We start from the raw sequence: 23,030 nt of genomic DNA, 5'->3' as shown, positions 1-23,030 counted from the left end.
GATTTTGTCGAGACAGAAGAAAGAAATCATGTTATAATTTAACGCATAAAAGCGATAAAGAGAGAAGTCAGTTGGAGGAGGAGTAAGATGAGATATTTAACAGCTGGAGAGTCACATGGTCCACAACTTACAACAATTATTGAAGGGGTTCCGGCACAGCTTGAATTACTTGTTGAGGATATAAATGTTGACTTAGCACGCCGTCAAGGTGGATATGGTCGTGGGCGTCGTATGCAAATTGAAAAAGACCGTGTTCAAATATTGAGTGGTGTTAGACATGGTAAGACAACAGGTGCACCAATCGCGTTAGTTGTCGAAAATAAAGATTGGACGCACTGGACCAAAATTATGGGTGCTGAGCCATTAACGGAAGAAGAAGAAAGTGAAGTGAAGCGTAAACTCACAAGACCTCGTCCTGGTCATGCGGATTTAAATGGAGCGATTAAATACGGTCATCGTGACATGAGAAATGTTTTAGAGCGATCATCTGCACGTGAGACAACGGTACGTGTTGCTGCTGGTGCTGTTGCGAAGAAGATTTTACATACATTTGGTATTAAGGTTGGCGGTCATGTACTTGAAATTGGTGGAGTGAAGGCGGAGAATACCTCGTACACATCAATTGAAGACTTACAAGAGCGTTCTGAAGCCTCTGAAGTACGATGCTTAGATGAAGCAGCTGGAGAAAAAATGATTGCGGCAATTGACCAAGCAAAAAAAGATGGCGACTCTATCGGCGGTGTTGTTGAAGTTGTCATTGAAGGTGTGCCAATTGGAATGGGAAGCCATGTTCAATATGATCGAAAATTAGATGCGAAAATTGCAGCAGCTGTTATGAGCATTAATGCTTTTAAAGGGGTAGAGATTGGAATTGGCTTTGAAGCAGCAAGCCTACCAGGAAGTAAAGTTCATGATGAAATCATTTGGGATGAGGAAAAAGGATATTCAAGAAGAACGAACAATCTTGGTGGATTTGAAGGCGGAATGACAAATGGGATGCCAATTGTTGTTCGTGGGGTAATGAAGCCGATTCCGACTTTATATAAACCACTAAAAAGTGTTGACATTGAAACAAAAGAAGAGTTTGAAGCGAGTATTGAACGTTCGGATAGCTGTGCTGTACCTGCTGCGTCGGTTGTTGCCGAGTCGGTAGTTGCCTGGGAAGTTGCGAATGCATTATTAGAGATGTTTGGTCAGGATAGAGTAGATGCAATACAAGATTCTATTGACCGTCACAACGAATATTCGAGGAACTTTTAAATGAAAAAGGTCGTTGTATCAACCGCTTCAAAACAATACAGTGTCTATATCCAAGCAGGATTACGTAAAGAAGTTGGAGGCTTTTTACAAAAATTATTAAAAAAAGCACCCTCTTCTGTCCTTGTGGTAACAGATTCTCAAGTTGCCAAACGGTATTTAACCGATGTAACGAATAGTTTTGATTCACAAGTTGAAGTCTTTCAAGCTGTTATTCCTAATGGAGAAGCTTCAAAATCATTTTCTGTGTATGAGCAGTTGCTAACTAAAGCTTTAGAGTGTGGGCTTGATCGACAATCTGTTATCGTCGCACTAGGTGGTGGAGTAGTCGGTGATATTGCAGGATTTGTGGCTGCTACATACATGCGTGGAATTCGCTTTATTCAAGTTCCGACGACACTACTTGCTCATGATAGCAGTGTCGGTGGAAAAGTAGCCATTAATCATTCTTTAGGAAAAAATATGGTCGGTGCATTTCATCAGCCAGAAGCTGTTTTATACGATACGGAAACATTATTCACATTACCGGAACATGAATGGCGTTCAGGGTTTGCAGAAGTCATGAAGCATGGATTAATAAGAGAGGCGCCTTTCTATCAATGGCTTATCGAGACAATTGAATCCTTTCAAGAATTAACAATCGATAAAGTTAACAAGATGCTCGAAAAATCAATCGCTGTGAAAGCAGAAATTGTTACAGAGGATGAAAAGGAAATAGGCATTCGCGCTTTTCTTAACTTCGGTCATACACTTGGTCATGCGATCGAAACGAAGCTTGGCTACGGACGAATGACACACGGAGAAGCTGTGGTGATTGGTATGGTGTTTGCCATGAAATTAAGTGAGGAAGTCCTCAATGTGACCTTACCTATCGTGGAATTTAAAAAGTGGCTTAAAAAGTTTCATTATCAAACGGAAATCCCGAAGGAACTATCTGCACAAGAGCTTCTTGATACAATGAAAAAGGATAAAAAGGTAGAAGCAGGTTCAATTAGGATGGTCCTACTTAAGGAAGTTGGGGAAGCGGTTGTACAAGAGGTAAATGATTCAACGCTTATCCAAGCATTAGAAAGAGCATTGGGGGAGTGAGTTCGTGATTCGAGGTATTCGTGGTGCAATAACGATAACGGAAGATAATGAACAGGAAGTATTAGATGCAACAGAAGAATTATTAAGAGCAATAATCAAGGAGAATGAAATTGAGGCGGAGCAGGTTGCTCAAGTTTTGATGACAGTAACGGATGATATTAAAGCAGCGTTTCCTGCAAAGGCGATGAGACGTTTTCCTGAATGGTCTTTTGTACCAGTAACGTGCGCGCAAGAGATTCCTGTTAAAGGAAGTTTACCACTCTGTGTTCGTGTGTTAATGACAATTAATACAGACAAACGTCAGGCTGATATTAAACATATTTATTTAAAAGATGCGCAAAAGCTTAGACCGGATTTATCCTTGACGAGAGAGAGCAAATCAAGTTAAACTATACGAAATTGACATTAGGTCAATCTTTAGTTGAGAATTTTGCTTAGAGTATTTTAGTAGAGTAGAGAATGAGATGAGCTGAGGAGAGCCGAGTAAGCTAGGGATACGTGTATGGATCACACCCTAAGCCTATGGGTCTTAGGGTGTTTTTTTGTCATCATATATAATTGTCTAATATTGTCTCCTCATTTCATTCATTCCAATGATGAAGGAGTGATTGAAAATGAAAGAAACCTCTTTTGCTGCTTTCCAACAAGCAGCAGCAACGTACAAAACAGTTCCTGTCGTTCAACGTTTTTTTGCTGATGGGTTAACACCGATTCAAATTGTTCATCAATTAGGAGAGCAAGTTTCTTTTCTTCTTGAAAGTAATGATGATGAGTCATCATGGTCAAAATTTTCGTTTATAGGATTAAATCCTCTATATGAATTAATTGAAGAGGATGGTATTTATCGTACTTATTCAAAACAACGAGAAGTAATTGTTGAATCTACATCTTTTCAACAAACCTTTAACGAAACGATGACCTATTTAAATGTTCAGCCAGTAGATGCACCAATTCCGTTCCGCGGAGGGGCAGTTGGCTATATGAGCTATGATGCAATTGAATCGATTGAACCAACATTAAAGCAAAAAGGTGAGCGAACAGTTCCTCATTATCAATTCCTTTTTTGTCAAACCCTAATTGCCTATAACCATAAAAATAAAGAATTAACGATTATTGATCATTCAGTGATAAACGACAATACATCACTAAAAGAGCAATACGCAGCTTCAACCAAAACGATTGAAACGATTACTACGTTATTAGAAACACCACCAAAAGGATTAATGTTAAAAACAACACCAGCTTTGGATGACGAAGTTTCATTCGAGAATGTGAAGTCAAATTATGAAAAGCAAGCATTTCTTGAAGATGTGAAAAAAATTCAAGAGTATATTAAAGCTGGGGATGTGTTTCAGACCGTACTTTCACAACGATTTGAAGTACCTGTATCAGCATCAGCTTTAGAAATTTATCGTGTCCTTCGAATGGTTAACCCTTCTCCATATTTATTTTATTTAAAGCTTAATGGGCTCGAAGTCGTCGGTAGTTCTCCTGAACGCCTAGTTCAAGTTCTAGATGGCCACGTTGAAATCCATCCAATAGCGGGGACGAGACCACGTGGGAAAACGGAGAAAGAAGATGCGGAGCTAGCAAAGGATCTTCTTGCAGATGAAAAGGAACGAGCTGAGCACTATATGCTTGTAGACCTTGCAAGGAATGATGTTGGAAGAATAGCGGAATATGGTTCTGTGGAAACACCAACATTGCTGTCTATCGGCTATTTCTCACATGTCATGCACATTATTTCGAAGGTGACAGGTCGTCTTCGTCAAGACAATGAACCTCTTGAGGCATTAATGGCCTCCTTTCCTGCGGGAACAGTGTCTGGAGCACCGAAAATCCGTGCGATGGAAATTTTGCAGGAGCTAGAACCGACGAAGCGAGGTCTCTATGCTGGTGCGATTGGTTATTTGGGGTTTGATGGAAACATTGACTCTTGTATCGCCATTCGGACGATGGTATTAAAGGATGGGAAGGCTTATATTCAGGCAGGGGCCGGGGTTGTTGCAGATTCAGTTCCAGAGAATGAATATGAAGAAACAAGAAATAAGGCAAAGGCACTTATTAGGGCGGTACAATTGGCTGAAAGAATGTTTGGCAGTGAGGAGGCGTCTCATGTTTAAACAGCAATTAAGTATGTGCATGGAAGGAAAAACGCTAACGGAACAGGAAGCAGAGCAGTTAATGAATGAGATTATGACTGGGCAAGCAACTGCTAGTCAAATTGCAAGTTTGCTTACGGTGCTACGCTTTCGTGGTGAAACGGTTGATGAAATGGCTGGGTTTGCAAAAGCGATGCGACAGCATTCAATTACAATTCCTCATCAGCTTGAGGGCGTAGTTGATACATGTGGTACAGGTGGAGATGATTTAAGTACGTTTAATATTTCAACGACAACAGCGATCGTTTTATCTGCTATGGGTGTGAAGGTTGCGAAGCATGGAAATCGTGCTGTATCGTCAAAAAGTGGTAGTGCAGACGTTCTTGAAAAGCTTGGAATCGAGATTCAAAGCACACCGGAAGAAGCGGTGAATGTATTAAAAGAGAAAAATCTATGTTTTCTCTTTGCGCCACTTTATCACCAATCGATGAAGCATGCAGTTGTGCCTAGAAAAGAAATTGGCTTTCGTACCGTCTTTAATTTGCTTGGACCTTTAACAAATCCAGCAAGAGCAAAACATCAATTAATAGGGGTATATCATGCTGATTTTGCTAAGAAGATGGCTGAAACACTAGCACGTTTAGGGACAGCTCATACCCTATTTGTAACAGGTGGAGAAGGCTTAGATGAGTGTTCAATTACTGCACCAACGAGTGTGGTTGAAGTAAAGGGACAAGAAATTCTTAGCTACACATTAACTCCTGAAGATGTTGGGCTTAACTACGGAAAGCTTGAAGAGATACAGGTTGATACGCCTGAGGAAAGTGCAGCTCTTATCCGACTCGTTCTTCAAGGGAAAGCAAATATTTCGGCAGAGTCTATTGTAGTATTAAACGCAGGGGCAGCATTATATGCCGCGGATAAAGTTGATTCCATTAAAGCAGGTGTAATGGCAGTAAAAGAGGCGATTTCATCAGGAAAAGTATATGAACATTTTTTATCGTTGCAGAATCAGGGGGAGTCTACTAATGCTTGATAAAATTTTAGCAACAAAACAAGAGGAACTTACAGCTCTAACATTACCAGAAGCTGTAAAGGTCCAACATTATTCACTTTATGATGCTTTAAAAAATAGTCATCGTTCGGTAGGGTTAATTGCTGAGGTGAAAAAAGCTTCTCCGTCAAAAGGTGTTATTTGCGAAGACTTTGAACCAACTTCTATTGCAAAAGGCTATGAGGAAGGTGGGGCCGATGCGATTTCTGTCCTTACGGATGTTTCATACTTTCAAGGACACCGTGACTATTTGACGGCTGTAAAGCAAACAGTCCAATTACCGATATTACGAAAAGATTTTATTATAGATGAACTTCAAATCGAAGAAAGTGTGCGGATTGGTGCTGACGCAATTTTATTAATTGTTGGCACCGTTCCAATCGACCAGCTAAAATCGCTTTATGACAAAGCCTATGACAAGGGCTTGGAATGTTTAGTTGAAGTTCATGCTGTAGAAGAGTTAGCTGAATTACTAGAAACATTTACTCCAAAAATTATAGGTGTTAATAATCGCAACTTGAAAACGTTTGAGACGTCACTAGAACAAACGAAAATAATGAGTAAGCTTGTTCCAGAAGGTAGCTTATTTGTGAGTGAAAGTGGTATTCATACGCGTGCAGATATTGATTATGTCAAAGAGCAAGGTGCGGCGGGTGTCCTTGTTGGTGAAGCGTTAATGCGAGCCGAAACACCACAAAGAGGAATTGATACATTGTTTGGAGGAGAGGCTGTTGAGACCACTTCTTAAAATATGTGGAAATCATTCAAAACACGATGTTCATGTTGCACTCGCGAGTGGGGCAGATTATATTGGGTTTGTGTTTGCTGAAAGTAAACGAAAAGTGACAAACAACGATCTTAGAAATTGGTTACAGGGTGAGCGGAATGGAAAAAAGGTTGTTGCCCTATTTGTTAATGCTGATGCAGATATGATCTCATCTTCTATCAAGGGGGTACCTGTGGATATTATTCAATGTCATGGTGCGGAATCAGTTGAACTTGTTCAAGATGTGAAAAGGAAAATAGCGCTTCCTGTATGGAAGGTCATCCATCATCATGAACAGGCGCTAGAAACGATGCGTTCGTTTACCGGTGTGGCGGATGGCTATATTATTGATTGCAAAGCAGATGGCAAGTGGGGAGGTACAGGCAAATCATTTGATTGGTCTCATGTTCCTGCTTACGTTGAGGAGGGGCGACACCAGCAAGTTCCAGTATTTATTGCAGGTGGGGTTAGTCCAGATAATGTTGAACAGCTACTTGCGTATCAGCCTGATGGGATTGATTTATCAAGTGGAATTGAACAAGATGGCTTTAAATCAGCAAGCTTAGTTAATGAGCTAGAAGAAAGGATGAACAATTGTGGCAGTAAGCTATCCTGATAAACGAGGACGCTTTGGTGAGTTCGGTGGAAAATATGTACCGGAAACCTTAATGAGCGTGATTGAGGAACTAGAACAGTCGCTAGATGAGGCACTTGCAGATGAAGCTTTCATCGCAGAATACCATGAAAACTTAAGAGAATATGCAGGTCGACCGACGGCATTAACATACGCTAAAAACATTTCCGAAAAACTAGGTGGAGCGAAGATTTACTTGAAGCGTGAGGATCTCCTTCATACTGGAGCTCATAAGCTGAATAATGCGATGGGGCAAGCGCTTCTGGCAAAGCGAATGGGGAAAAATAAAATTGTCGCAGAAACGGGTGCGGGTCAACATGGTGTTGCATCAGCTACAATTGCTGCTCGCTTTGGTCTTGAGTGTAAAGTGTTTATGGGTGAAGAAGATATGAAGCGCCAGGCGTTAAACGTGTTTCGAATGGAGCTGTTAGGTGCAGAAGTCGTACCAGCAACCTCAGGAAGTAAAACATTAAAGGACGCTACGAATGAAGCGATTCGCTATTGGGTAGCCAACGCTGAAGATACATTTTATTTAATCGGATCTGTTGTTGGTCCACACCCCTATCCACGAATGGTACGTGACTTTCAACGAATTATTGGAGATGAGGCAAGAAGACAGCTGCTAGAAGTTGAAGGTAAGCTTCCAAATGAGGTTATTGCTTGTGTTGGTGGTGGAAGTAATGCGATTGGAACGTTTTATCCATTTTTGGAGGATGACGTACAAATGATTGGTGTTGAAGCAGCTGGGTTCGGTGTTGATACGGATAAGCATGCAGCGACGATAACGAAAGGGCGGAAGGGCGTTATTCATGGTTCGCTAACGTACCTAATCCAAGATGAGGCGGGGCAAATTATTGAACCTTACTCGATTTCAGCAGGCTTAGATTATCCAGGTGTTGGCCCAGAGCATGCATATCTTGCAAGCAGTGGCCGTGTTCAATATGAAGCAGTAACCGATCAGCAGGCTCTTGATGCTTTAAAGCTTTTATCAGAGACGGAAGGGATTATTCCGGCAATTGAATCAGCGCACGCCTTAGCTAAAGCATTCGAACGTGCAAAATCTCTTTCGCCAGAGGAGACGGTTCTCGTTTGCTTATCTGGACGAGGCGATAAAGATGTGCATACATTAATGAAGCACTTTAGAGGTGAAACAAATGGGGATTAATCGGATGAAGGAAGCAACAACTAAAGGGGACTCGTTATTTATTCCGTTTATTACGGCGGGGGATCCAACGGCTGATGCGACTGTTGAGATCGCGTTAAGCCTTCAGGAGGCGGGAGCAAGTATTTTGGAGCTAGGGATTCCTTATTCAGACCCTCTAGCAGATGGTCCAACGATTCAAGCTGCTTCTAAACGGGCATTAGAAAACGGAATGACATTAGAAAAGGCATTGCATCTTGTTCCTAAAATGCGTGAACGTGGTTTAACGATTCCGGTCGTGATTTTTACGTATTTCAACCCATTGTTACAATACGGTGAGGAACGATTTACAGCACAAGCGGAGGATTTAGGCATTGATGGAATTCTAGTTCCAGACCTTCCGTTTGAGGAAAGTGAACAATTAGCGGCTTTATGTAATAAACATAACCTTTCATTAATTTCACTCGTTGCACCAACGTCAAAACAACGTATCGTAAAAATTGCAAAAAAGGCTCAAGGGTTTCTTTATTGCGTGTCATCATTAGGGGTAACTGGAGCGCGTTCAGAATTAGACCCGCGTGTATATGAATTTTTACAAACGGTTCGAGAGTCAAGTCATGTTCCAATCGCAGTAGGATTTGGGATTTCGACAAAGGAACAAGTGAATGTAATGAAAGAGCATGCTGACGGGGTTGTTGTCGGAAGTGCACTTGTTTCAACGATTGGAAGCTTACAAGATAAATTAACGAAGACAGAGTCTAGGCCAGAGGCGCTAAACGAAATAAAAACGTTTGTCACCTCGCTCATTTCGTCGTAACATAGAGGTAGGATACTTTCACAAGGTGAGGTGCTAAAGATGCAAGCAAAACCGCAGTTAAGTGGTCTTCCTTCCTATAAACCAGGGAAGCCAATTGAAGAAGTAAAAAAAGAATTCGGATTATCAAAGGTTATAAAGCTTGCTTCAAATGAAAATCCATTTGGAGCATCGCCGAAAGCAGCCGAAGCGATTCGTCAGGCTGCTTCAGAAACTGCAATCTATCCCGATGGATATGCTGCTTTTTTAAGAGAAAAGGTAGCTTCTAAATTAGGGGTTGCAAAAAATCAACTTGTTTTCGGAAATGGTTCAGACGAAGTCATTCAGTTCCTTTGTCGAGCGTTTTTATCTCCGGATACGAATACAGTGACTGCAGACCCGACCTTTTCACAATACAAACTTAATGCAACAATTGAAGGTGCCGAAGTTAGAGAAGTGCCATCAATTGATGGTGTTCATGACTTGGATGCGATGCTAGAAGCAATTGATGAAAAGACGAGAATTATTTGGGTATGTAATCCGAATAATCCATCTGGAACATACGTTAATCAAGTGGCGTTTGAGTCCTTTATCGAACGTGTTCCGAAGCATGTATTAGTTGTTTCAGATGAAGCGTACTACGAATATGTGACAGCAGAAGATTATCCGGAAACTTTACCATTACTTGAGAAATATGAAAACTTAATGATTTTACGGACATTTTCAAAAGCATACGGCTTAGCAGCTCTTCGAGTTGGTTTTGGTGTAGCGAGCCCTAAACTGATTTCATTACTTGATCCTATTCGCCCTCCATTTAATAACACGACATTCGCTCATTTAGCCGCAGCTGCTGCTTTAGAGGACGAGCAATTTATTACTGAATGTGTGGCGAAAAATACGAGAGGCTTAGAGCAATTTGTAGCGTTCTGTGAAAAGCATAACCTATACTATTATCCTTCACAAACAAATTTTGTTTTGATTGATTTTAAATGTCCTGGTAATGAGCTTTTTGATTATTTGCTTAGACGTGGTTTTATCGTTCGTTCTGGTGAGGCGCTTGGCTTCCCTACTTGCGTCCGAATCACGATCGGCAGTGAAGAGCAAAACGATGAGCTCTTTGGAATTCTTGAGGGGTTCCTAGCTGAAAAGTCGGTTCAGCAAGGGTAGTGATTGAAATCCGTCTTTCATCTCTAAGGTGAAGGACGGTTTTTCATAAGAGGGAAAGGAGAACAGCATGCAAAGAAAAGCGTTTATAATTGGCTTGGGCTTAATTGGTGGCTCAATCGCCTTGGCGATAAAAAGAGAGCATGATGTTATTATACGTGGCTATGATATTCAAAAAGAACAATTAAAGATGGCTCAATCATTAAAAGTGATTGATGAGATTGCTGATTCAGTTGAAGAAGGTGTACGGGATGCAGATCTTATTGTTTTAGCGATACCTGTTACGAAGACGGAGCAGCTTTTGTATGATATTTCTACGTACAGCCTAAAGTCCGGGGCAATCATTACTGATGTAGGAAGTACGAAGCAACGAATATTTGAACAATCTCACTGTTTAAAGGAAAAGGGTGTAACGTTTATTGGTGGACATCCGATGGCAGGCTCTCATAAAACAGGTGTTCAAGCTGCTAGAGCTCATTTATTTGAAAATGCATTTTACATTTTAACGCCAGAAAGAGATACAGACACACGTTCAGTCATACAACTGCAAAATTGGTTAAAAGGGACAAAGGCAAGCTTTATTGAACTGTTGCCCGAGGAGCATGATCGCATTGCTGGTGCAATTAGTCATTTTCCACATGTGATTGCTGCTAGCTTAGTAAGACAAGTAGCGAAAATGGAGCATGATCATCCACTCGTTCCTCGATTAGCTGCCGGTGGCTTCCGTGATATAACACGTATTGCTTCTAGTAGTCCTACAATGTGGCGCGACATTTTACTCCATAATAAAGACAGCTTGCTTGAATTATTGGAAGCCTGGATGTCTGAAATGGAAGAGATTAAAACACTTATTGAAAACGAACGTTCTGACGACATATATACATACTTCAAGGAAGCGAAAACATTTCGGGATAGACTTCCTGTAAGAGAAAAGGGAGCCATTCCGGCTTTTTATGATTTATTTGTTGATGTACCTGACCATCCCGGTGTTATTTCAGATGTGACTAGTATATTAGCTGATCACCAAATTAGTTTGACAAATATCCGGATTCTCGAAACACGAGAGGATATTATGGGTGTGCTCAGACTAAGTTTTCGTTCGGAAGAGGATCGAGAGCAAGCAAAGAAATATTTGCAAACAAATATGTATGATACCTATATTATGTAAGGAGGAAACCTTCATGACGTTGAAAACAGTAAAAAAAGTGGCTGGCTTAAATGGCGCGATTAAAGTGCCAGGGGATAAATCAATTTCTCACCGTGCAGTTATGTTTGGTGCAATCGCGAACGGTACAACAACAGTAGAAGGCTTTTTGCCAGGTGAGGATTGCTTAAGTACGATATCTTGTTTCAAAAAACTTGGAGTTCATATCGAACAAGCTGGTGAAAAAGTGAAAATTGAGGGAAAGGGCTGGGATGGTTTAGAGGAGCCGAGTGAAATATTAGACGTTGGGAATTCAGGTACGACGACTCGTTTAATGCTTGGAATTTTAGCAACAAGACCGTTCCATTCTGTCCTCATTGGAGATGATTCGATTGCGAAGCGGCCAATGGCTCGTGTAACCGATCCACTACGTGAGATGGGAGCAGAAATCGATGGGCGAAATGAAGGTAATTTCACACCGCTTTCTGTTAGAGGTGGTTCTACAAAAGGAATACATTTTCAATCAAAGGTAGCGAGCGCTCAAGTAAAGTCGGCAATCTTACTGGCAGGCTTACAAAGTGAGGGGACGACATCTGTGTCAGAGCCAGCGCTGTCTCGTGACCATACAGAGCGTATGCTTGAAGCGTATGGAGTGACGGTGAAACGTGATGGACTAACAGTATCCGTTGAAGGGGGGCAAGCGTTAACTGCCCAACATATTGTCGTACCTGGTGATGTTTCATCAGCGGCTTTTTTCCTAGTTGCTGCAGCGATCGTCCCGAATAGCCGTGTTACATTAGAAGGGGTTGGTCTGAATCCAACTCGCTCGGGGATTATTGATGTATTGGAGAAGATGGGTGCTTCGATGGAAATTAGGAATGAAAAAATGGTCGGAGGTGAACCGATTGGCGATATTACGATTTCAACATCAGAACTACAAGGGATTGAAATTAGTGGGGATTTAATTCCACGTCTTATAGATGAAATCCCTGTTATCGCTGTTTTAGCTACTCAAGCAAAAGGGAAAACGGTCATTAAAGATGCAGAAGAGTTGAAAGTTAAAGAAACAAACCGAATTGACACAGTTGTAAGTGAACTGTCAAAACTAGGAGCAAATATTAAAGCAACCGAAGATGGAATGATTATTGAAGGAATGACAAGTCTTCATGGTGGAGCAGTAAGTAGCTATGGAGACCATCGAATTGGAATGGCGATGGCGATTGCTGGACTTATTTCTGAAGGGGAAGTGGCTATCGAGCGTAGTGAAGCAATTGCTGTTTCGTATCCAAGTTTCTTTGAGCATATCGCTAAATTGGAGAATAAATAACATGTACGCCTATCTCGATTATGAGATAGGCTCTTATTTGCGCTCAAAAAAAATCCCCGACGAAAACGTAAGCGTTTTCAAATCGGGGTTTAGCTATAAAAGCTACATGTAGTATGGATAGGAGTGGAGAGAAACCATACGCTAATTTCATTATAGCGAATTGAAACAAAAAGTCAATTCATTATTTAAAAAATTTCGGCACTTGTTCTGTTTTTTTATCTAACTTCATAGCTTGTCTATAAGTACTTATTGAAATGAGGCTTTTCGAGTAGCTAAATCTCGTAAACCACTGAAGAAACCTAGGAGGATAATAGAAAATGTACTTACTTGATCAAGTTAAGAAGTTAGAAAATGGAACATTGACTCCACGTTCATATTTAATTTCAAATCAAAAAATTCAATATGTAAACAAATCACTTGATAAATGGAACCAACGTCGTCTGAACTTGGCTGGCTTTGTTTTGAATAAAGGCAATGTCATGACCGATGATGACATATTAGGAATGGAACTAGCCCCTTTCCAAATACAGCAGCGACAGCTTTTACAAAAAGGTTGCACGACAGTCGTTGTCTTCACTCAAGTAAACTATGAAAGGCAAATGTCTTCTCAACTAAAAAAAGCAAAGCATCAGATGACAAATAGTTCCCTTGACTTTTTAATCGGTTTAAAAATGCCAATTGGGATATTAAGGCCAACGGTTATTCGAAATTGTCAAAAGAATAGAGTCCCAGTGTTAAAGGTTCAAGTAAATTCAGTAAATGAATTGAATCAAGTACCATGGACACATATTGCTCAAGCGATGCTCACGTATCCCGTTGTTTTACTTTTAGACACACATGATTGTCAGAAAAAGGAACAAGCTGCTTTGGAAAGTAGCTGGAACTGGTATTGCAGAAAATATCGTATACCTACAGATAAAGTGCCGAACCATCAAATTCCTTGGTCAAAGCCCCTCATTCAAAAAACGGGTCTTTATCCCTTAAAAGGTGAATTAATTATTGGAAGTGATACGGATTACATGCTTTTTTTGGAAAGAGAAATTTCTAGTATCGATAATTCTCAAGCCCTTTCGGTTGATGAATCAACTGAACTTGATTATGATGAAAGAGAACCGAATATCGTTGTTTTACGAGGTAGAATATTAAAAGTGAATGATGATTATTCGTTAGTTCCTGGTTATGGATGTCATATTCAAGTAATCAAACCAGGTCGCTTTGTGCCTATTACCGAAGCACATGGTAATGTTGAATCAAGTTAAGTTATAATAGTACCGTCATTCGTTTGAGTGATGGTTTCTTCTTTATCAAAGGAATGTAAGACTAGGGAGCTGTGGTAGAATGATAAATGCAATTGAAAAAGCAATGGATGATATCGAAGCAGGGAAAGTAGAAGAAGGATTATCAACCCTAGAGAAGGTTTCTAAAACGGCTGACCACGAAACAAAGTATTCGATTGCTGAAGTATATTATGAGCTTGGTCATTTAGATAAAGCAAAGGCACTAATCGAGGAATTATTAATGCTATATCCAGACGAGGGAAGCTTGTTTATCTTTTTAGCAGAAATTATGATCGATGCGAATGAAGAAGATGAAGCGATAGACCTATTGTTAGAGGTTTCCGAAGAGGATCCAACCTATTTACAAGCTCAGTTATTATTAGCTGATTTGTATCAAATGCAGGCATTGGATGAGGTAGCAGAACAGAAGCTCCTATCGGCAGCGAAAAAGGCACCCGATGAAGTGGTTATATCCTATGGTCTTGGGGAATTTTATTTAGATAGAGGGGATTATGTTAAAAGCATTCCTTATTTGAAAAAAGCTCTTCATCAAAAAGATGAACTTCCAAATGTGCACATTGAATTAAAGTTAGCTGAAGCGTATAGCGCAAGTGGTCAGTTTGAGGAAGCCATGCAGTATTATCGAGAAGGTTTAACGGATCATTTGGACCCGCATGCTCTTTTTGGCTATGGTTTTACTGCATTCCAAATAGGAGACATGATTATTGCGATCGAACAGCTTGAGGCATTGAAAGCTTTAGACCCGGATTTTACAAGTCTTTATCCGTACTTAGCAAAAGCCTATGAAGCAGAAAATCGAATTGATGAAGCGGTAGAAACGCTTAAGGATGGAATGGCAGTGGATGAATACAATGAACAGTTGTATATCCTCGCAGGGAAATTGAGTTTTAAACAGCACCGTCCTGAAGATGGCGAACATTTCCTACGTAAAGTTATTGCCCTTAATCCTTCGAACATAGAAGCAATTCATACACTTGCAGCATATTTAAAGCATGATAAGCAGTTTGAGGAACTTTTAGAGCTTATCTCGCATACAAAATCGTATGGAGAAGATGATCCGTTATTAACTTGGTACGAGGCTGTTGCTTTAAAAGAAGCAGACGACTATGAGGGTGCTTTTCAGCGTTTCTTAGAAGTTGAAAAAGGTTTTGCTGAAGATCCGGATTTCCTTGAAGAATTTGGCTATTTCTTATTAGAATATGGGATGAGAGAAAAGGCTATCGACTGTTTTCAATCCTTAATGGAAATGGATTCGTCACGACTTGAAATTAAAGAGTTACTTGATGAGCTTAAATAATAAAAGATATGAAAAAAATTTAAATGTAAAAGGAAAATGTCTAGATTAGGGCGAATAATGATTACTAAGTGAAAGTTTTGTGAAATAACGAGGGAGGGATGACGCATGGGCAACATCATTCCAGTGGTAGAAAAAAAGGACTTTCTCAGGGGCTTTTTAAAACAATATGAATTAAAAAGACGGGAATGTGCTTGGTTATTAAATTATTTAATGAGCGATGATGAGTTGATGGAACGAGTTCATTTTGTCGAGCATGCTGAGTGTACCCCAAAGGCGCTCATTATTTCAGCACATGGCGTTGAAACCACACCTTTCTCTTTTCATAAGTATCACCATGTTACAACGGATGCTGAAAAAGCATTTCATGATATTCGACTAAATCATACGGAAGATATTTATATAGAATTGCATTTTCTTGGCGCGAAAGCATACCCACCCTATTTGGCGGTGCTAGAAAATAATCCGTATGTGCCAGAGAATAAAGAGATTGCTCAAGAAAATGAAAAATTGGCTGAAAAATTTTTAGATATTTCACTCTTAACATTTAAGCGCAGTCAACTACTCGCGCAAATAGATAAGGCACTTGATGAAAAAAATGAAGAAAAATTTACGAAACTTGTTTTACAACTTGAGGAACTCGGCAAGGACTCTTGATATTCAAGAGTCCCTTTCTTTTGGAATGAAACAAAGGTAAAATAGAAATAGTTTGTCCTTAAAGGAGGTATTAAACATGAAGTGGCAAGCAACAGAGATGGACACGTATTTAAAAGAAAAAGAGTACGTCGATACAGCGCTCATTGCATTGATACCAATCTCTTGGCAGGAACAAGTGAAGTCAACGGTAGCAATGGGAGAATTTATTGGCATTATTTCCTCAGAATTAGAGCGGCAATTTCAAGGTAGAGTCGTACTGTTTCCGGCATTTTCTTATTTAAAAACAGAGGATGTGCATTCTCGAACTCAACGTTTATTAAGTTGGAAACGAGAGCTAGAGCTAGGTGGAATGCAGCATGTCATTTTGTTAACGTCGGACGGCGAATGGAAAACTATTGAGTCACAATTGGAAAGCCTGTTAATATGGTTGCCGACAGTGCCGTTAGAGCACATGGACCAAGTACATAAGCGCGAAGTGATAAGTGAGCAAATAAAACAGCTCGTTCCGATTTTGACAAACAAGTGGCAATATCGTTAACTGTGGATAATTCCCTTTGATTTGATCCTTGAAACAATTGACACTCCATGTCCATTCAAGTATCATGGGAATGTCCTAGTATAATATGTATTGAATTCTGTCCATTTTTATGGGCGAAACCTTATAGTGTAGGGGGGGATAACTAGTGAGCGAGAAAGATCACAAGGTTTCACGACGTCAATTTCTAACGTACACGTTAACAGGTGTAGGTGGTTTTATGGCTGCTGGAATGTTGATGCCAATGGCACGTTTTGCACTTGATCCAGCGCTTAAGGCTGGTGCTGAATCAGACTACATTTACGTATGTGAAGTGGCGGATTTAAGTGAAGAACCACAAAAGTTCTCTTTCAAATTTGATCAAGTTGATGCTTGGTATGAATCTGAAGTGCAACGTGATGCATACATCTACTTGAAAGATGATGCAGTTACAGCTTTGTCTCCAACTTGTACACACCTTGGCTGTACTGTGGCATATGGAACACAAGCGGAACATCCTGACCGTTTCTTCTGTCCATGTCACTTTGGGCAGTTTACGAAGGAAGGGATTAACATTGAAGGTACGCCACCACAGCGTCCACTTGATGTGTATGATGTATTAGTGGAAGATGGAAAAGTTTATTTAGGTCAAATTAATCAGCGAACATAAGGAGGGGCGTAATCGATGCTTCAAAAAATTTATGATTATGTTGATGAGCGTCTCGATATTACGCCTATGTGGCGCGATATTGCTGACCATGAAGTACCTGAGCACGTGAACCCTGCTCACCACTTCTCTGCGTTCGTGTACTGTTTCGGAGGATTAACGTTCTTCATTACGGTCATTCAGATTTTATCTGGAATGTTTTTAACGATGTATTATGCTCCAGATATTATCAACGCTTATCACTCAGTCGCATACTTACAAAATGAAGTAGCTTTCGGTGTTATTGTACGTGGAATGCACCACTGGGGAGCTAGTTTAGTTATCGTAATGATGTTTTTACACACATTGCGTGTATTTTTTACGGGTTCATATAAGAAGCCACGTGAATTAAACTGGGTTGTTGGAGTACTTATTTTCTTCGTTATGCTTGGTTTAGGTTTCACAGGCTACCTATTACCTTGGGATATGAAAGCGTATTTTGCAACTGTCGTAGGTTTGCAAATTGCTGAAAGTGTTCCGATTATTGGAGGCTTTGCAAAAACGTTACTCGCTGGTGGTGAAATCATCGGTGCAACAACACTTACACGTTTCTTTGCCATCCATGTATTCTTCTTACCAGCAGCATTGCTTGGTTTATTAGCGGCTCACTTCTACATGATCCGTAAACAAGGTATTTCTGGTCCGTTGTAGGAAATTCGTTAAGTAAAGAAAATCGAAAAGGAGGGAACGAGATGGAACGTGGTAAAGGGATGAAGTTTGTCGGTGACTCTCGTGTCAAGGCAAATAATCGTAAACCCAATATCCCAAAAGACTACTCAGAGTATCCAGGTAAAACGGAAGCGTTCTGGCCGAACTTCCTCTTAAAAGAGTGGATGGTTGGTGCAGTATTCTTAATGGGGTATCTCTGTTTAACTGTTGCACATCCATCGCCATTAGAGAGGATGGCAGACCCAACAGACTCTGGATATATTCCATTGCCTGACTGGTACTTCTTATTTTTGTATCAATTATTAAAGTATACGTATGCATCAGGTGACTTTAACGTAATTGGTGCGGTTGTTATTCCTGGATTAGCATTTGGAGCACTACTACTTGCGCCATTTCTTGATACAGGTAAAGAGCGTCGTCCATTAAAGCGACCAATTGCATCTGGTTTAATGATGCTAGGTTTGATTTCAACGATTTATTTAACTTGGGAATCTGTTGATCAGCATGACTGGGAAGCGGCAGCTCAACAAGGGGCAATTGTTGAAGAAGCTGATATTAATACAGAAGCAGAAGGTTATGCAATTTATGAAGCCCAAGGTTCTTGTATTGGCTGTCACGGTGATACAATGGCAGGCGGTGCAGGTGGTCCATCACTACTTGATACTGAGAGAAGCGTCGAAGAAATTATTGATGTTATCCATAACGGTATTGAAGGAACAGCTATGCCACCAGGGGCTTTTGAAGGAACTGAAGAAGAGCTTCAAATCCTTGCAGAGTATATTGCTGCACACGGAAATCCTGAAGAATAATCATGATGTGAGAAAGCTGGCTAATATAGTCAGCTTTTTCTCCTTTTTACTAGATGAATGAAGCAAAGGAGTGGCGCTTTGGGAATGAAACTATTAACTTTATTTGGAACAAAAACGATGCTGTGGATTATGCTTCTCATTAACATACCCGGAACGATTTATGGATACTATTGGTATAAGTCTCAGCTAGTGGAGACTCCGGTGCGGTTTCTGTTGTTTGTACCAGATAGTCCAACAGCGAGCTTATTTTTTGTTTTTGTTTTATTTGCATTTCTAATGAAAAAAAACTGGCCTTTAATCGAGGCACTTGCTGCTGTAACGTTAATTAAGTATGGCATATGGGCCGTTGTCATGAATATTGCAACAGGCCTAACGGGGGAATCATTGACTTGGCAAAACTATATGTTAATCGCTTCCCATGGTGGGATGGCGCTTCAAGCGGTTATTTATTCCCCTTATTTCCGAATTAAGCCAGTGCATTTATTGATCGCATCCGTTTGGACTATACATAATGACATCATTGATTACGTGTTTATGATGCACCCTAGTCTATCTTATTCACTTATGCCATCTATCCATGAAATTGGATATTTTACGTTCTGGTTAAGCTTATTTTCTATTTTTATTGTTTATGTGACGGTAATACGGAACAGGACATATAAACTGGAAATTAAAGCATAATTCTTGTCCTTTTTTTGGTCTACTCTTGTCCATGTCTTCATAGGATGGGAGTAGAAGAAGGAGGGACAGACATGCGTCAAGTTGTCATCGTTATTTTAGGGATTTTGCTATTATGTTTTCCGTCATATAGTCAAGCGGATGAACGTCAAGAGAAGCAATCATGGAAAGAGTTAAATCATACATCTGATCAAATTCTACAGCTTGTAAAGCAAGAGAAGTACGAAGAAGCGAAGCAGGTACTCGATTATTTTTCAAAGTCTTTTTTAGAAATGGACTTTAAGCAAGAAGAAGTTACGATGAGCGCGCTAAGAACGGTTACGATTGCATTTGAACACGCTCAAGAAGCCGTCACTGCTGTTGATCTTTCTCATCCTGAACGTATTCATCAAGTAACAGCTTTCCGATTAGCTGTTGATGCGCTGTCAAGTGAATATCATCCGCTCTGGATTCACACTGAAAAAACAGTTATGAACGTTTTTACGGAAATGAAACAAGCGGTTGAACAAGGAGAAAACCAAGCTTTTCAGCACAGAATTAATGATTTTCTTCGTCATTACCAAATGATTAAGCCAGCTTTGTTGATCGATTTAGAACCACAACAGTTGCAAAGAATAGAGTCTCAAGTGACTTATTTAGAGCGACTTCGTACTGAGTATGAAACTGAAAAGGCCATCCGTCACCTTGAATTAATGGAAACAGAGTTTAAAACAATGTACGAGAGAGTAAAAGAGGATAGTGCGGATCCGTCACTACTTTGGGTAATGTTTACAATCGGAGGCATGATCGTTCTATCTTTATCCTATGTCGGCTACCGTAAATATAGAGCGGAGAAGGGTAAAGTTCGAGCAAAAGAGTAATGTGACTATTCTGTGAAATTAATGATGCATTTTGACTGTTTTTGCTGGGGATAAGGTTTGACTTTTAAGTATGTATTACATAGAATTATAAGTAATACTGATAGCAAAAGGGTTTTAAAATGAGATCGACTCTTAACCCCCTTTAGCTAAACAATCAATGTAGCTTTGTTACAGAATAGGAGGTTTTTATATGGGTTTTCTCATTTATTTCGTATTAATTATTGCTGTGCCAATCTTAATTCAAGTCTATTTAAAGAAAACGTATGCTAAACATTTAAAGATTGGTGCTTCATCGGGATTGACGGGGGCACAAGCGGCAAGAAAGGTACTAGACGAGAATGGGCTTTACGATGTGAATATAGAAGTTGTTAAAGGGAAACTTTCTGACCATTATGATCCTAGATCAAAGGTTGTTCGTCTTTCTGAGGATAACTATTATGGGACGTCGATTTCCGCGGTATCAGTCGCTACTCATGAAGTTGGTCATGCGATTCAGGATGCTGAAGAATATGCATTCTTACGCTTTCGTCATGCATTAGTTCCAGTTGCTAGTTTTGGTTCTAATTTCTCATTTATTTTTATTTTGGCGGGGATTTTCCTGCAATGGTCTGGCGCCTTACTCTTAGGGATTATATTGATGGCTGGGGCGGTAGCGTTCCAATTTATTACTCTTCCTGTTGAGTTTGATGCTTCAAACCGGGCGCGTGCGGCTATGGTTAGCTCTGGATTAATTCGTAACGATGAAGAGTCCGGTGCTAAAAAAGTATTAAATGCAGCTGCTTTAACGTATGTTGCGGCTACAGTTGTTGCAGTATTAGAACTTCTCCGATTTGTACTTATGTATATCGGTATGAACAATGACGATTAATTATTAATGTCTTATTGACACTAAAAAACCGATTCGAGGATTACACCCGAATCGGTTTTTTGTTTTCATCAAGCGTAAACCCTTCTCCAATGACATCCTGAACATCATTAACGGTTACGAAGGCATGAGGGTCAATTTTTTCGACTAGATTTTTTAAATGTATTAACTCATTTCTACCAACAACGCAATATAGCACTTCTTTATTTGAACCAGTAAAGCTCCCTTTCCCCTGTAAAATTGTTGCACCACGGTCCATTTCTTTCATAATAGCTGCAGCGATTTCTGCAACATGCTCTGAGATAATAAAGGATGCCTTCGCAGAATAAGCTCCTTGAATAATAAAATCAATTACTCTTGTTGCAATAAAAACGGCTAATAGCGTATACATCGCTTCACGATAGTTTAAATAAATTAAAGAGGAGGCGATGACTAATGCATCGAAAATAAACATTGTTTTCCCCATACTCCATCCAAGGTAGCGAAAACCTAATTTTGCAATGATATCTACGCCTCCAGTCGTTCCCCCATATCTGAAGACAATGCCAAGACCAACGCCGATGAACACACCAGCAAACAATGCAGCTAATGTCATGTCATCACGTAAAGGAATTTCAATAAAACGATAACGTTGAAAGAGCTCTAGGAATACTGACACACCAACGGTTCCAATCATCGTATAAATAAATGTTGTTTTCCCAAGAATTTTCCATCCGATGAAAAATAGTGGAATGTTTAAAAGTAAGTTCGTAATAGCCGGGTTAAACGAAAAAACAAAAAATAAAATTAATGTAATTCCGGTAAATCCACCATCCGCTAAATTGTTTTCCATGTTAAAATAAACCAATCCAAAAGAAAGGATCGCTGAGCCAAGTAAAATAAAAAAGATACTTCTTAACTTAATGACATCTTTCATTTTATCCCTCCCTTTGTTTTTTAGTGTACAATCTTTTAAGAAGATGCATGATTATTATATAGAACCTGGCTTTTTTCGGCAAACCGTGTAATAGGATTTGTCAAATTGACTCACATTCGCTAACATGGAGAGTGAGGTGTAAATAATGGAACCAAAATCAATGAAGCAAATGCAAGAAGAGGTCGATCGCTATATTGGCCAATTTAAAGAAGGTTATTTTAGTCCTCTTGCGATGTTAGCCCGACTTACCGAAGAAGTCGGTGAGCTCTCACGTGAAGTTAATCATTATTATGGGGAAAAACCAAAAAAATTAAGCGAAGAAGAGCGAACAATGGAACAAGAAATGGGCGACATTTTATTTGTTCTTATATGCTTTGCAAATTCTTTACATATTGATTTAGAGGAAGCATTCACTATCGTCATGAATAAATTTGAAACGAGAGATAAAGATCGTTGGACAAGAAAAGAAGAGGGTGTAGAACATGAATAATGTGAAAATAGTTGTCGCAGGCCCACGTGGAAATATGGGAAAAGAAGCAGTAAAAATGGTTGCTGCTACTGATCATTTTACGCTAGTGGCTGTAATTGATTCTAAAAATGACGGAAAACTTGTTGCAGATTTGCCAGATATGCCTGCATTACAGGTTCCGGTATACACAGATATGGGTCGCTGCTTTTCAGAGCATGATGCAGATGTTTTAATTGATTTAACGGCGCCAGCCTTTGGCAGAAAGCATATGGAAACGGCCTTTGCACACGGTGTTCGTCCTGTTGTTGGTACGACAGGCTTTTCTGATGCTGATATAAAGGAATTGCGTCATACATCAGAGGAAAAGCAATTAGGTGCTATTATTGCCCCAAACTTTGCGATCGGTGCAATTTTAATGATGAAGTTCTCGCAAATGGCTGCGAAGTATCTTCCTGATGTAGAAATAATCGAAAGACATCATGATCGCAAGCTAGATGCGCCTTCTGGTACAGCCATAAAAACAGCACAGCTTATTTCTGAAGTAAGAGAAGCGAAGCAACAAGGGCATCCAGAGGAAAAAGAAGAATTAGCTGGGGCACGTGGTGCAGATTTTGAAGGAATGAAAATACATAGTGTTCGTTTGCCTGGACTTGTTGCTCATCAAGAGGTGATTTTCGGAGGGGAAGGTCAGACGTTAACGATTCGCCATGATTCCATGAACCGTGCTTCCTTTATGCCTGGTGTCCGCCTGGCAGTTGAAACAGTTCTTGGAATTGACACGCTTGTATACGGTTTAGAAAACATTATTGAGTAGGGGGAAACCT

At 40.0% G+C, this 23,030-nt stretch carries 25 protein-coding genes; 24 read left to right on the top strand and 1 reads right to left on the bottom strand.

All coding sequences use genetic code 11. The features are described 5' to 3' along the window. Positions 1–87: 87 nt before the first annotated feature. From aroC to B1R93_RS01315, 22 genes are all read left to right on the top strand, one after another. On the top strand, positions 88–1,260 hold the full coding sequence (gene aroC / locus B1R93_RS01420) for a chorismate synthase (protein ID WP_088102208.1): 1,173 nt from the start codon (positions 88–90) through the stop codon (positions 1,258–1,260). Next, positions 1,261–2,346, top strand: coding sequence for a 3-dehydroquinate synthase (gene aroB, locus B1R93_RS01415; protein ID WP_088102207.1), 1,086 nt, complete (start codon positions 1,261–1,263; stop codon positions 2,344–2,346). A 4-nt stretch (positions 2,347–2,350) separates the two neighbouring features. Continuing rightward, complete coding sequence (gene aroH / locus B1R93_RS01410; protein WP_088102206.1) at positions 2,351–2,734, top strand: chorismate mutase; 384 nt, start codon at positions 2,351–2,353, stop codon at positions 2,732–2,734. A 226-nt stretch (positions 2,735–2,960) separates the two neighbouring features. After that, on the top strand, positions 2,961–4,469 hold the full coding sequence (gene trpE, locus B1R93_RS01405; protein ID WP_088102205.1) for an anthranilate synthase component I: 1,509 nt from the start codon (positions 2,961–2,963) through the stop codon (positions 4,467–4,469). Next, entirely contained in the window at positions 4,462–5,484 is a 1,023-nt protein-coding gene (trpD, locus tag B1R93_RS01400; RefSeq protein ID WP_088102204.1) for an anthranilate phosphoribosyltransferase, read from the top strand. Before trpE ends, trpD begins: the two co-directional genes overlap by 8 nt. Next, entirely contained in the window at positions 5,477–6,250 is a 774-nt protein-coding gene (trpC, locus tag B1R93_RS01395) for an indole-3-glycerol phosphate synthase TrpC (protein WP_088102203.1), read from the top strand. The genes trpD and trpC overlap by 8 nt, the downstream gene beginning before the upstream one ends. Next, the gene (locus B1R93_RS01390) at positions 6,234–6,884 is read left to right on the top strand and encodes a phosphoribosylanthranilate isomerase (RefSeq protein WP_088102202.1); all 651 of its coding nucleotides are present in this window, start codon (positions 6,234–6,236) and stop codon (positions 6,882–6,884) included. The genes trpC and B1R93_RS01390 overlap by 17 nt, the downstream gene beginning before the upstream one ends. After that, entirely contained in the window at positions 6,865–8,067 is a 1,203-nt protein-coding gene (trpB, locus tag B1R93_RS01385) for a tryptophan synthase subunit beta (RefSeq protein WP_088102201.1), read from the top strand. Before B1R93_RS01390 ends, trpB begins: the two co-directional genes overlap by 20 nt. Continuing rightward, complete coding sequence (trpA, locus tag B1R93_RS01380; RefSeq protein WP_207634107.1) at positions 8,057–8,860, top strand: tryptophan synthase subunit alpha; 804 nt, start codon at positions 8,057–8,059, stop codon at positions 8,858–8,860. Before trpB ends, trpA begins: the two co-directional genes overlap by 11 nt. A 39-nt stretch (positions 8,861–8,899) precedes the next feature. Next, entirely contained in the window at positions 8,900–10,003 is a 1,104-nt protein-coding gene (hisC, locus tag B1R93_RS01375) for a histidinol-phosphate transaminase (RefSeq protein ID WP_088102200.1), read from the top strand. A 67-nt stretch (positions 10,004–10,070) separates the two neighbouring features. Beyond that, positions 10,071–11,168 carry a prephenate dehydrogenase gene (locus B1R93_RS01370; RefSeq protein WP_088102199.1) on the top strand — a complete coding sequence of 366 codons (1,098 nt, stop codon included), beginning with the start codon at positions 10,071–10,073 and terminating at the stop codon, positions 11,166–11,168. Positions 11,169–11,181: 13 nt separating this feature from the next. Continuing rightward, entirely contained in the window at positions 11,182–12,471 is a 1,290-nt protein-coding gene (gene aroA / locus B1R93_RS01365) for a 3-phosphoshikimate 1-carboxyvinyltransferase (protein ID WP_088102198.1), read from the top strand. A 317-nt stretch (positions 12,472–12,788) separates the two neighbouring features. Continuing rightward, complete coding sequence (locus B1R93_RS01360) at positions 12,789–13,730, top strand: hypothetical protein (RefSeq protein ID WP_088102197.1); 942 nt, start codon at positions 12,789–12,791, stop codon at positions 13,728–13,730. A gap of 79 nt (positions 13,731–13,809) precedes the next feature. Next, complete coding sequence (locus tag B1R93_RS01355) at positions 13,810–15,066, top strand: tetratricopeptide repeat protein (RefSeq protein ID WP_245308165.1); 1,257 nt, start codon at positions 13,810–13,812, stop codon at positions 15,064–15,066. Between the two features lie 105 nt (positions 15,067–15,171). Then, positions 15,172–15,720, top strand: coding sequence for a ReoY family proteolytic degradation factor (locus B1R93_RS01350; protein WP_088102196.1), 549 nt, complete (start codon positions 15,172–15,174; stop codon positions 15,718–15,720). Between the two features lie 76 nt (positions 15,721–15,796). Next, on the top strand, positions 15,797–16,258 hold the full coding sequence (locus tag B1R93_RS01345; protein WP_088102195.1) for a YpiF family protein: 462 nt from the start codon (positions 15,797–15,799) through the stop codon (positions 16,256–16,258). Between the two features lie 145 nt (positions 16,259–16,403). Continuing rightward, positions 16,404–16,904 carry a Rieske (2Fe-2S) protein gene (locus B1R93_RS01340; protein ID WP_088102194.1) on the top strand — a complete coding sequence of 167 codons (501 nt, stop codon included), beginning with the start codon at positions 16,404–16,406 and terminating at the stop codon, positions 16,902–16,904. A 15-nt stretch (positions 16,905–16,919) separates the two neighbouring features. Then, positions 16,920–17,591: a menaquinol-cytochrome c reductase cytochrome b subunit gene (qcrB, locus tag B1R93_RS01335; protein WP_088102193.1), complete on the top strand. Its 672-nt coding sequence runs from the start codon at positions 16,920–16,922 to the stop codon at positions 17,589–17,591. Between the two features lie 41 nt (positions 17,592–17,632). Continuing rightward, a complete protein-coding gene (locus B1R93_RS01330) occupies positions 17,633–18,418 on the top strand; it encodes a menaquinol-cytochrome c reductase cytochrome b/c subunit (protein WP_088102192.1) in 786 nt (261 codons plus the stop codon). An 84-nt stretch (positions 18,419–18,502) separates the two neighbouring features. Beyond that, positions 18,503–19,099: a lipoprotein heptaprenylglyceryl N-acetyltransferase LhaT gene (gene lhaT / locus B1R93_RS01325; RefSeq protein WP_088103357.1), complete on the top strand. Its 597-nt coding sequence runs from the start codon at positions 18,503–18,505 to the stop codon at positions 19,097–19,099. A 71-nt stretch (positions 19,100–19,170) separates the two neighbouring features. After that, a complete protein-coding gene (ypjB, locus tag B1R93_RS01320; protein WP_088102191.1) occupies positions 19,171–19,956 on the top strand; it encodes a sporulation protein YpjB in 786 nt (261 codons plus the stop codon). 190 nt (positions 19,957–20,146) lie between these two features. Further along, entirely contained in the window at positions 20,147–20,824 is a 678-nt protein-coding gene (locus B1R93_RS01315) for a zinc metallopeptidase (RefSeq protein ID WP_088102190.1), read from the top strand. Between the two features lie 40 nt (positions 20,825–20,864). Here the strand turns inward: B1R93_RS01315 and B1R93_RS01310 are convergent, their stop codons facing one another. Further along, the gene (locus tag B1R93_RS01310) at positions 20,865–21,737 is read right to left on the bottom strand and encodes a YitT family protein (RefSeq protein WP_088102189.1); all 873 of its coding nucleotides are present in this window, start codon (positions 21,735–21,737) and stop codon (positions 20,865–20,867) included. Between the two features lie 145 nt (positions 21,738–21,882). Here B1R93_RS01310 and B1R93_RS01305 point away from each other — a divergent pair, with 145 nt between their 5' ends. Both B1R93_RS01305 and dapB read left to right on the top strand, forming a co-directional pair. Beyond that, positions 21,883–22,227, top strand: a complete 345-nt coding sequence (locus B1R93_RS01305; RefSeq protein ID WP_088102188.1) for a nucleotide pyrophosphohydrolase — start codon at positions 21,883–21,885, stop codon at positions 22,225–22,227. Further along, positions 22,220–23,020, top strand: a complete 801-nt coding sequence (gene dapB, locus B1R93_RS01300; RefSeq protein ID WP_088102187.1) for a 4-hydroxy-tetrahydrodipicolinate reductase — start codon at positions 22,220–22,222, stop codon at positions 23,018–23,020. The genes B1R93_RS01305 and dapB overlap by 8 nt, the downstream gene beginning before the upstream one ends. The last annotated feature ends 10 nt before the right edge of the window (positions 23,021–23,030 follow it).

This window comes from Halalkalibacter urbisdiaboli (genome assembly GCF_002156385.1).
Taxonomy (GTDB): Bacteria; Bacillota; Bacilli; order Bacillales; family Bacillaceae_D; genus Halalkalibacter_A; species Halalkalibacter_A urbisdiaboli.
This window is presented reverse-complemented; position numbering and strand designations above follow the sequence as displayed.

What these genes read in the sequence shown, in the direction of transcription:
- aroC (WP_088102208.1), top strand. Translation starts at nt 88, where the DNA reads ATGAGATATTTAACAGCTGGAGAGTCACATGGTCCACAACTTACAACA.
- aroB (WP_088102207.1), top strand. Translation starts at nt 1,261, where the DNA reads ATGAAAAAGGTCGTTGTATCAACCGCTTCAAAACAATACAGTGTCTAT.
- trpE (WP_088102205.1), top strand. Translation starts at nt 2,961, where the DNA reads ATGAAAGAAACCTCTTTTGCTGCTTTCCAACAAGCAGCAGCAACGTAC.
- trpD (WP_088102204.1), top strand. Translation starts at nt 4,462, where the DNA reads ATGTTTAAACAGCAATTAAGTATGTGCATGGAAGGAAAAACGCTAACG.
- trpC (WP_088102203.1), top strand. Translation starts at nt 5,477, where the DNA reads ATGCTTGATAAAATTTTAGCAACAAAACAAGAGGAACTTACAGCTCTA.
- trpA (WP_207634107.1), top strand. Translation starts at nt 8,057, where the DNA reads ATGGGGATTAATCGGATGAAGGAAGCAACAACTAAAGGGGACTCGTTA.
- hisC (WP_088102200.1), top strand. Translation starts at nt 8,900, where the DNA reads ATGCAAGCAAAACCGCAGTTAAGTGGTCTTCCTTCCTATAAACCAGGG.
- B1R93_RS01370 (WP_088102199.1), top strand. Translation starts at nt 10,071, where the DNA reads ATGCAAAGAAAAGCGTTTATAATTGGCTTGGGCTTAATTGGTGGCTCA.
- aroA (WP_088102198.1), top strand. Translation starts at nt 11,182, where the DNA reads ATGACGTTGAAAACAGTAAAAAAAGTGGCTGGCTTAAATGGCGCGATT.
- B1R93_RS01360 (WP_088102197.1), top strand. Translation starts at nt 12,789, where the DNA reads ATGTACTTACTTGATCAAGTTAAGAAGTTAGAAAATGGAACATTGACT.
- B1R93_RS01355 (WP_245308165.1), top strand. Translation starts at nt 13,810, where the DNA reads ATGATAAATGCAATTGAAAAAGCAATGGATGATATCGAAGCAGGGAAA.
- B1R93_RS01350 (WP_088102196.1), top strand. Translation starts at nt 15,172, where the DNA reads ATGGGCAACATCATTCCAGTGGTAGAAAAAAAGGACTTTCTCAGGGGC.
- B1R93_RS01345 (WP_088102195.1), top strand. Translation starts at nt 15,797, where the DNA reads ATGAAGTGGCAAGCAACAGAGATGGACACGTATTTAAAAGAAAAAGAG.
- qcrB (WP_088102193.1), top strand. Translation starts at nt 16,920, where the DNA reads ATGCTTCAAAAAATTTATGATTATGTTGATGAGCGTCTCGATATTACG.
- B1R93_RS01330 (WP_088102192.1), top strand. Translation starts at nt 17,633, where the DNA reads ATGGAACGTGGTAAAGGGATGAAGTTTGTCGGTGACTCTCGTGTCAAG.
- lhaT (WP_088103357.1), top strand. Translation starts at nt 18,503, where the DNA reads ATGAAACTATTAACTTTATTTGGAACAAAAACGATGCTGTGGATTATG.
- ypjB (WP_088102191.1), top strand. Translation starts at nt 19,171, where the DNA reads ATGCGTCAAGTTGTCATCGTTATTTTAGGGATTTTGCTATTATGTTTT.
- B1R93_RS01315 (WP_088102190.1), top strand. Translation starts at nt 20,147, where the DNA reads ATGGGTTTTCTCATTTATTTCGTATTAATTATTGCTGTGCCAATCTTA.
- B1R93_RS01310 (WP_088102189.1), bottom strand. Translation starts at nt 21,737, where the DNA reads ATGAAAGATGTCATTAAGTTAAGAAGTATCTTTTTTATTTTACTTGGC.
- B1R93_RS01305 (WP_088102188.1), top strand. Translation starts at nt 21,883, where the DNA reads ATGGAACCAAAATCAATGAAGCAAATGCAAGAAGAGGTCGATCGCTAT.
- dapB (WP_088102187.1), top strand. Translation starts at nt 22,220, where the DNA reads ATGAATAATGTGAAAATAGTTGTCGCAGGCCCACGTGGAAATATGGGA.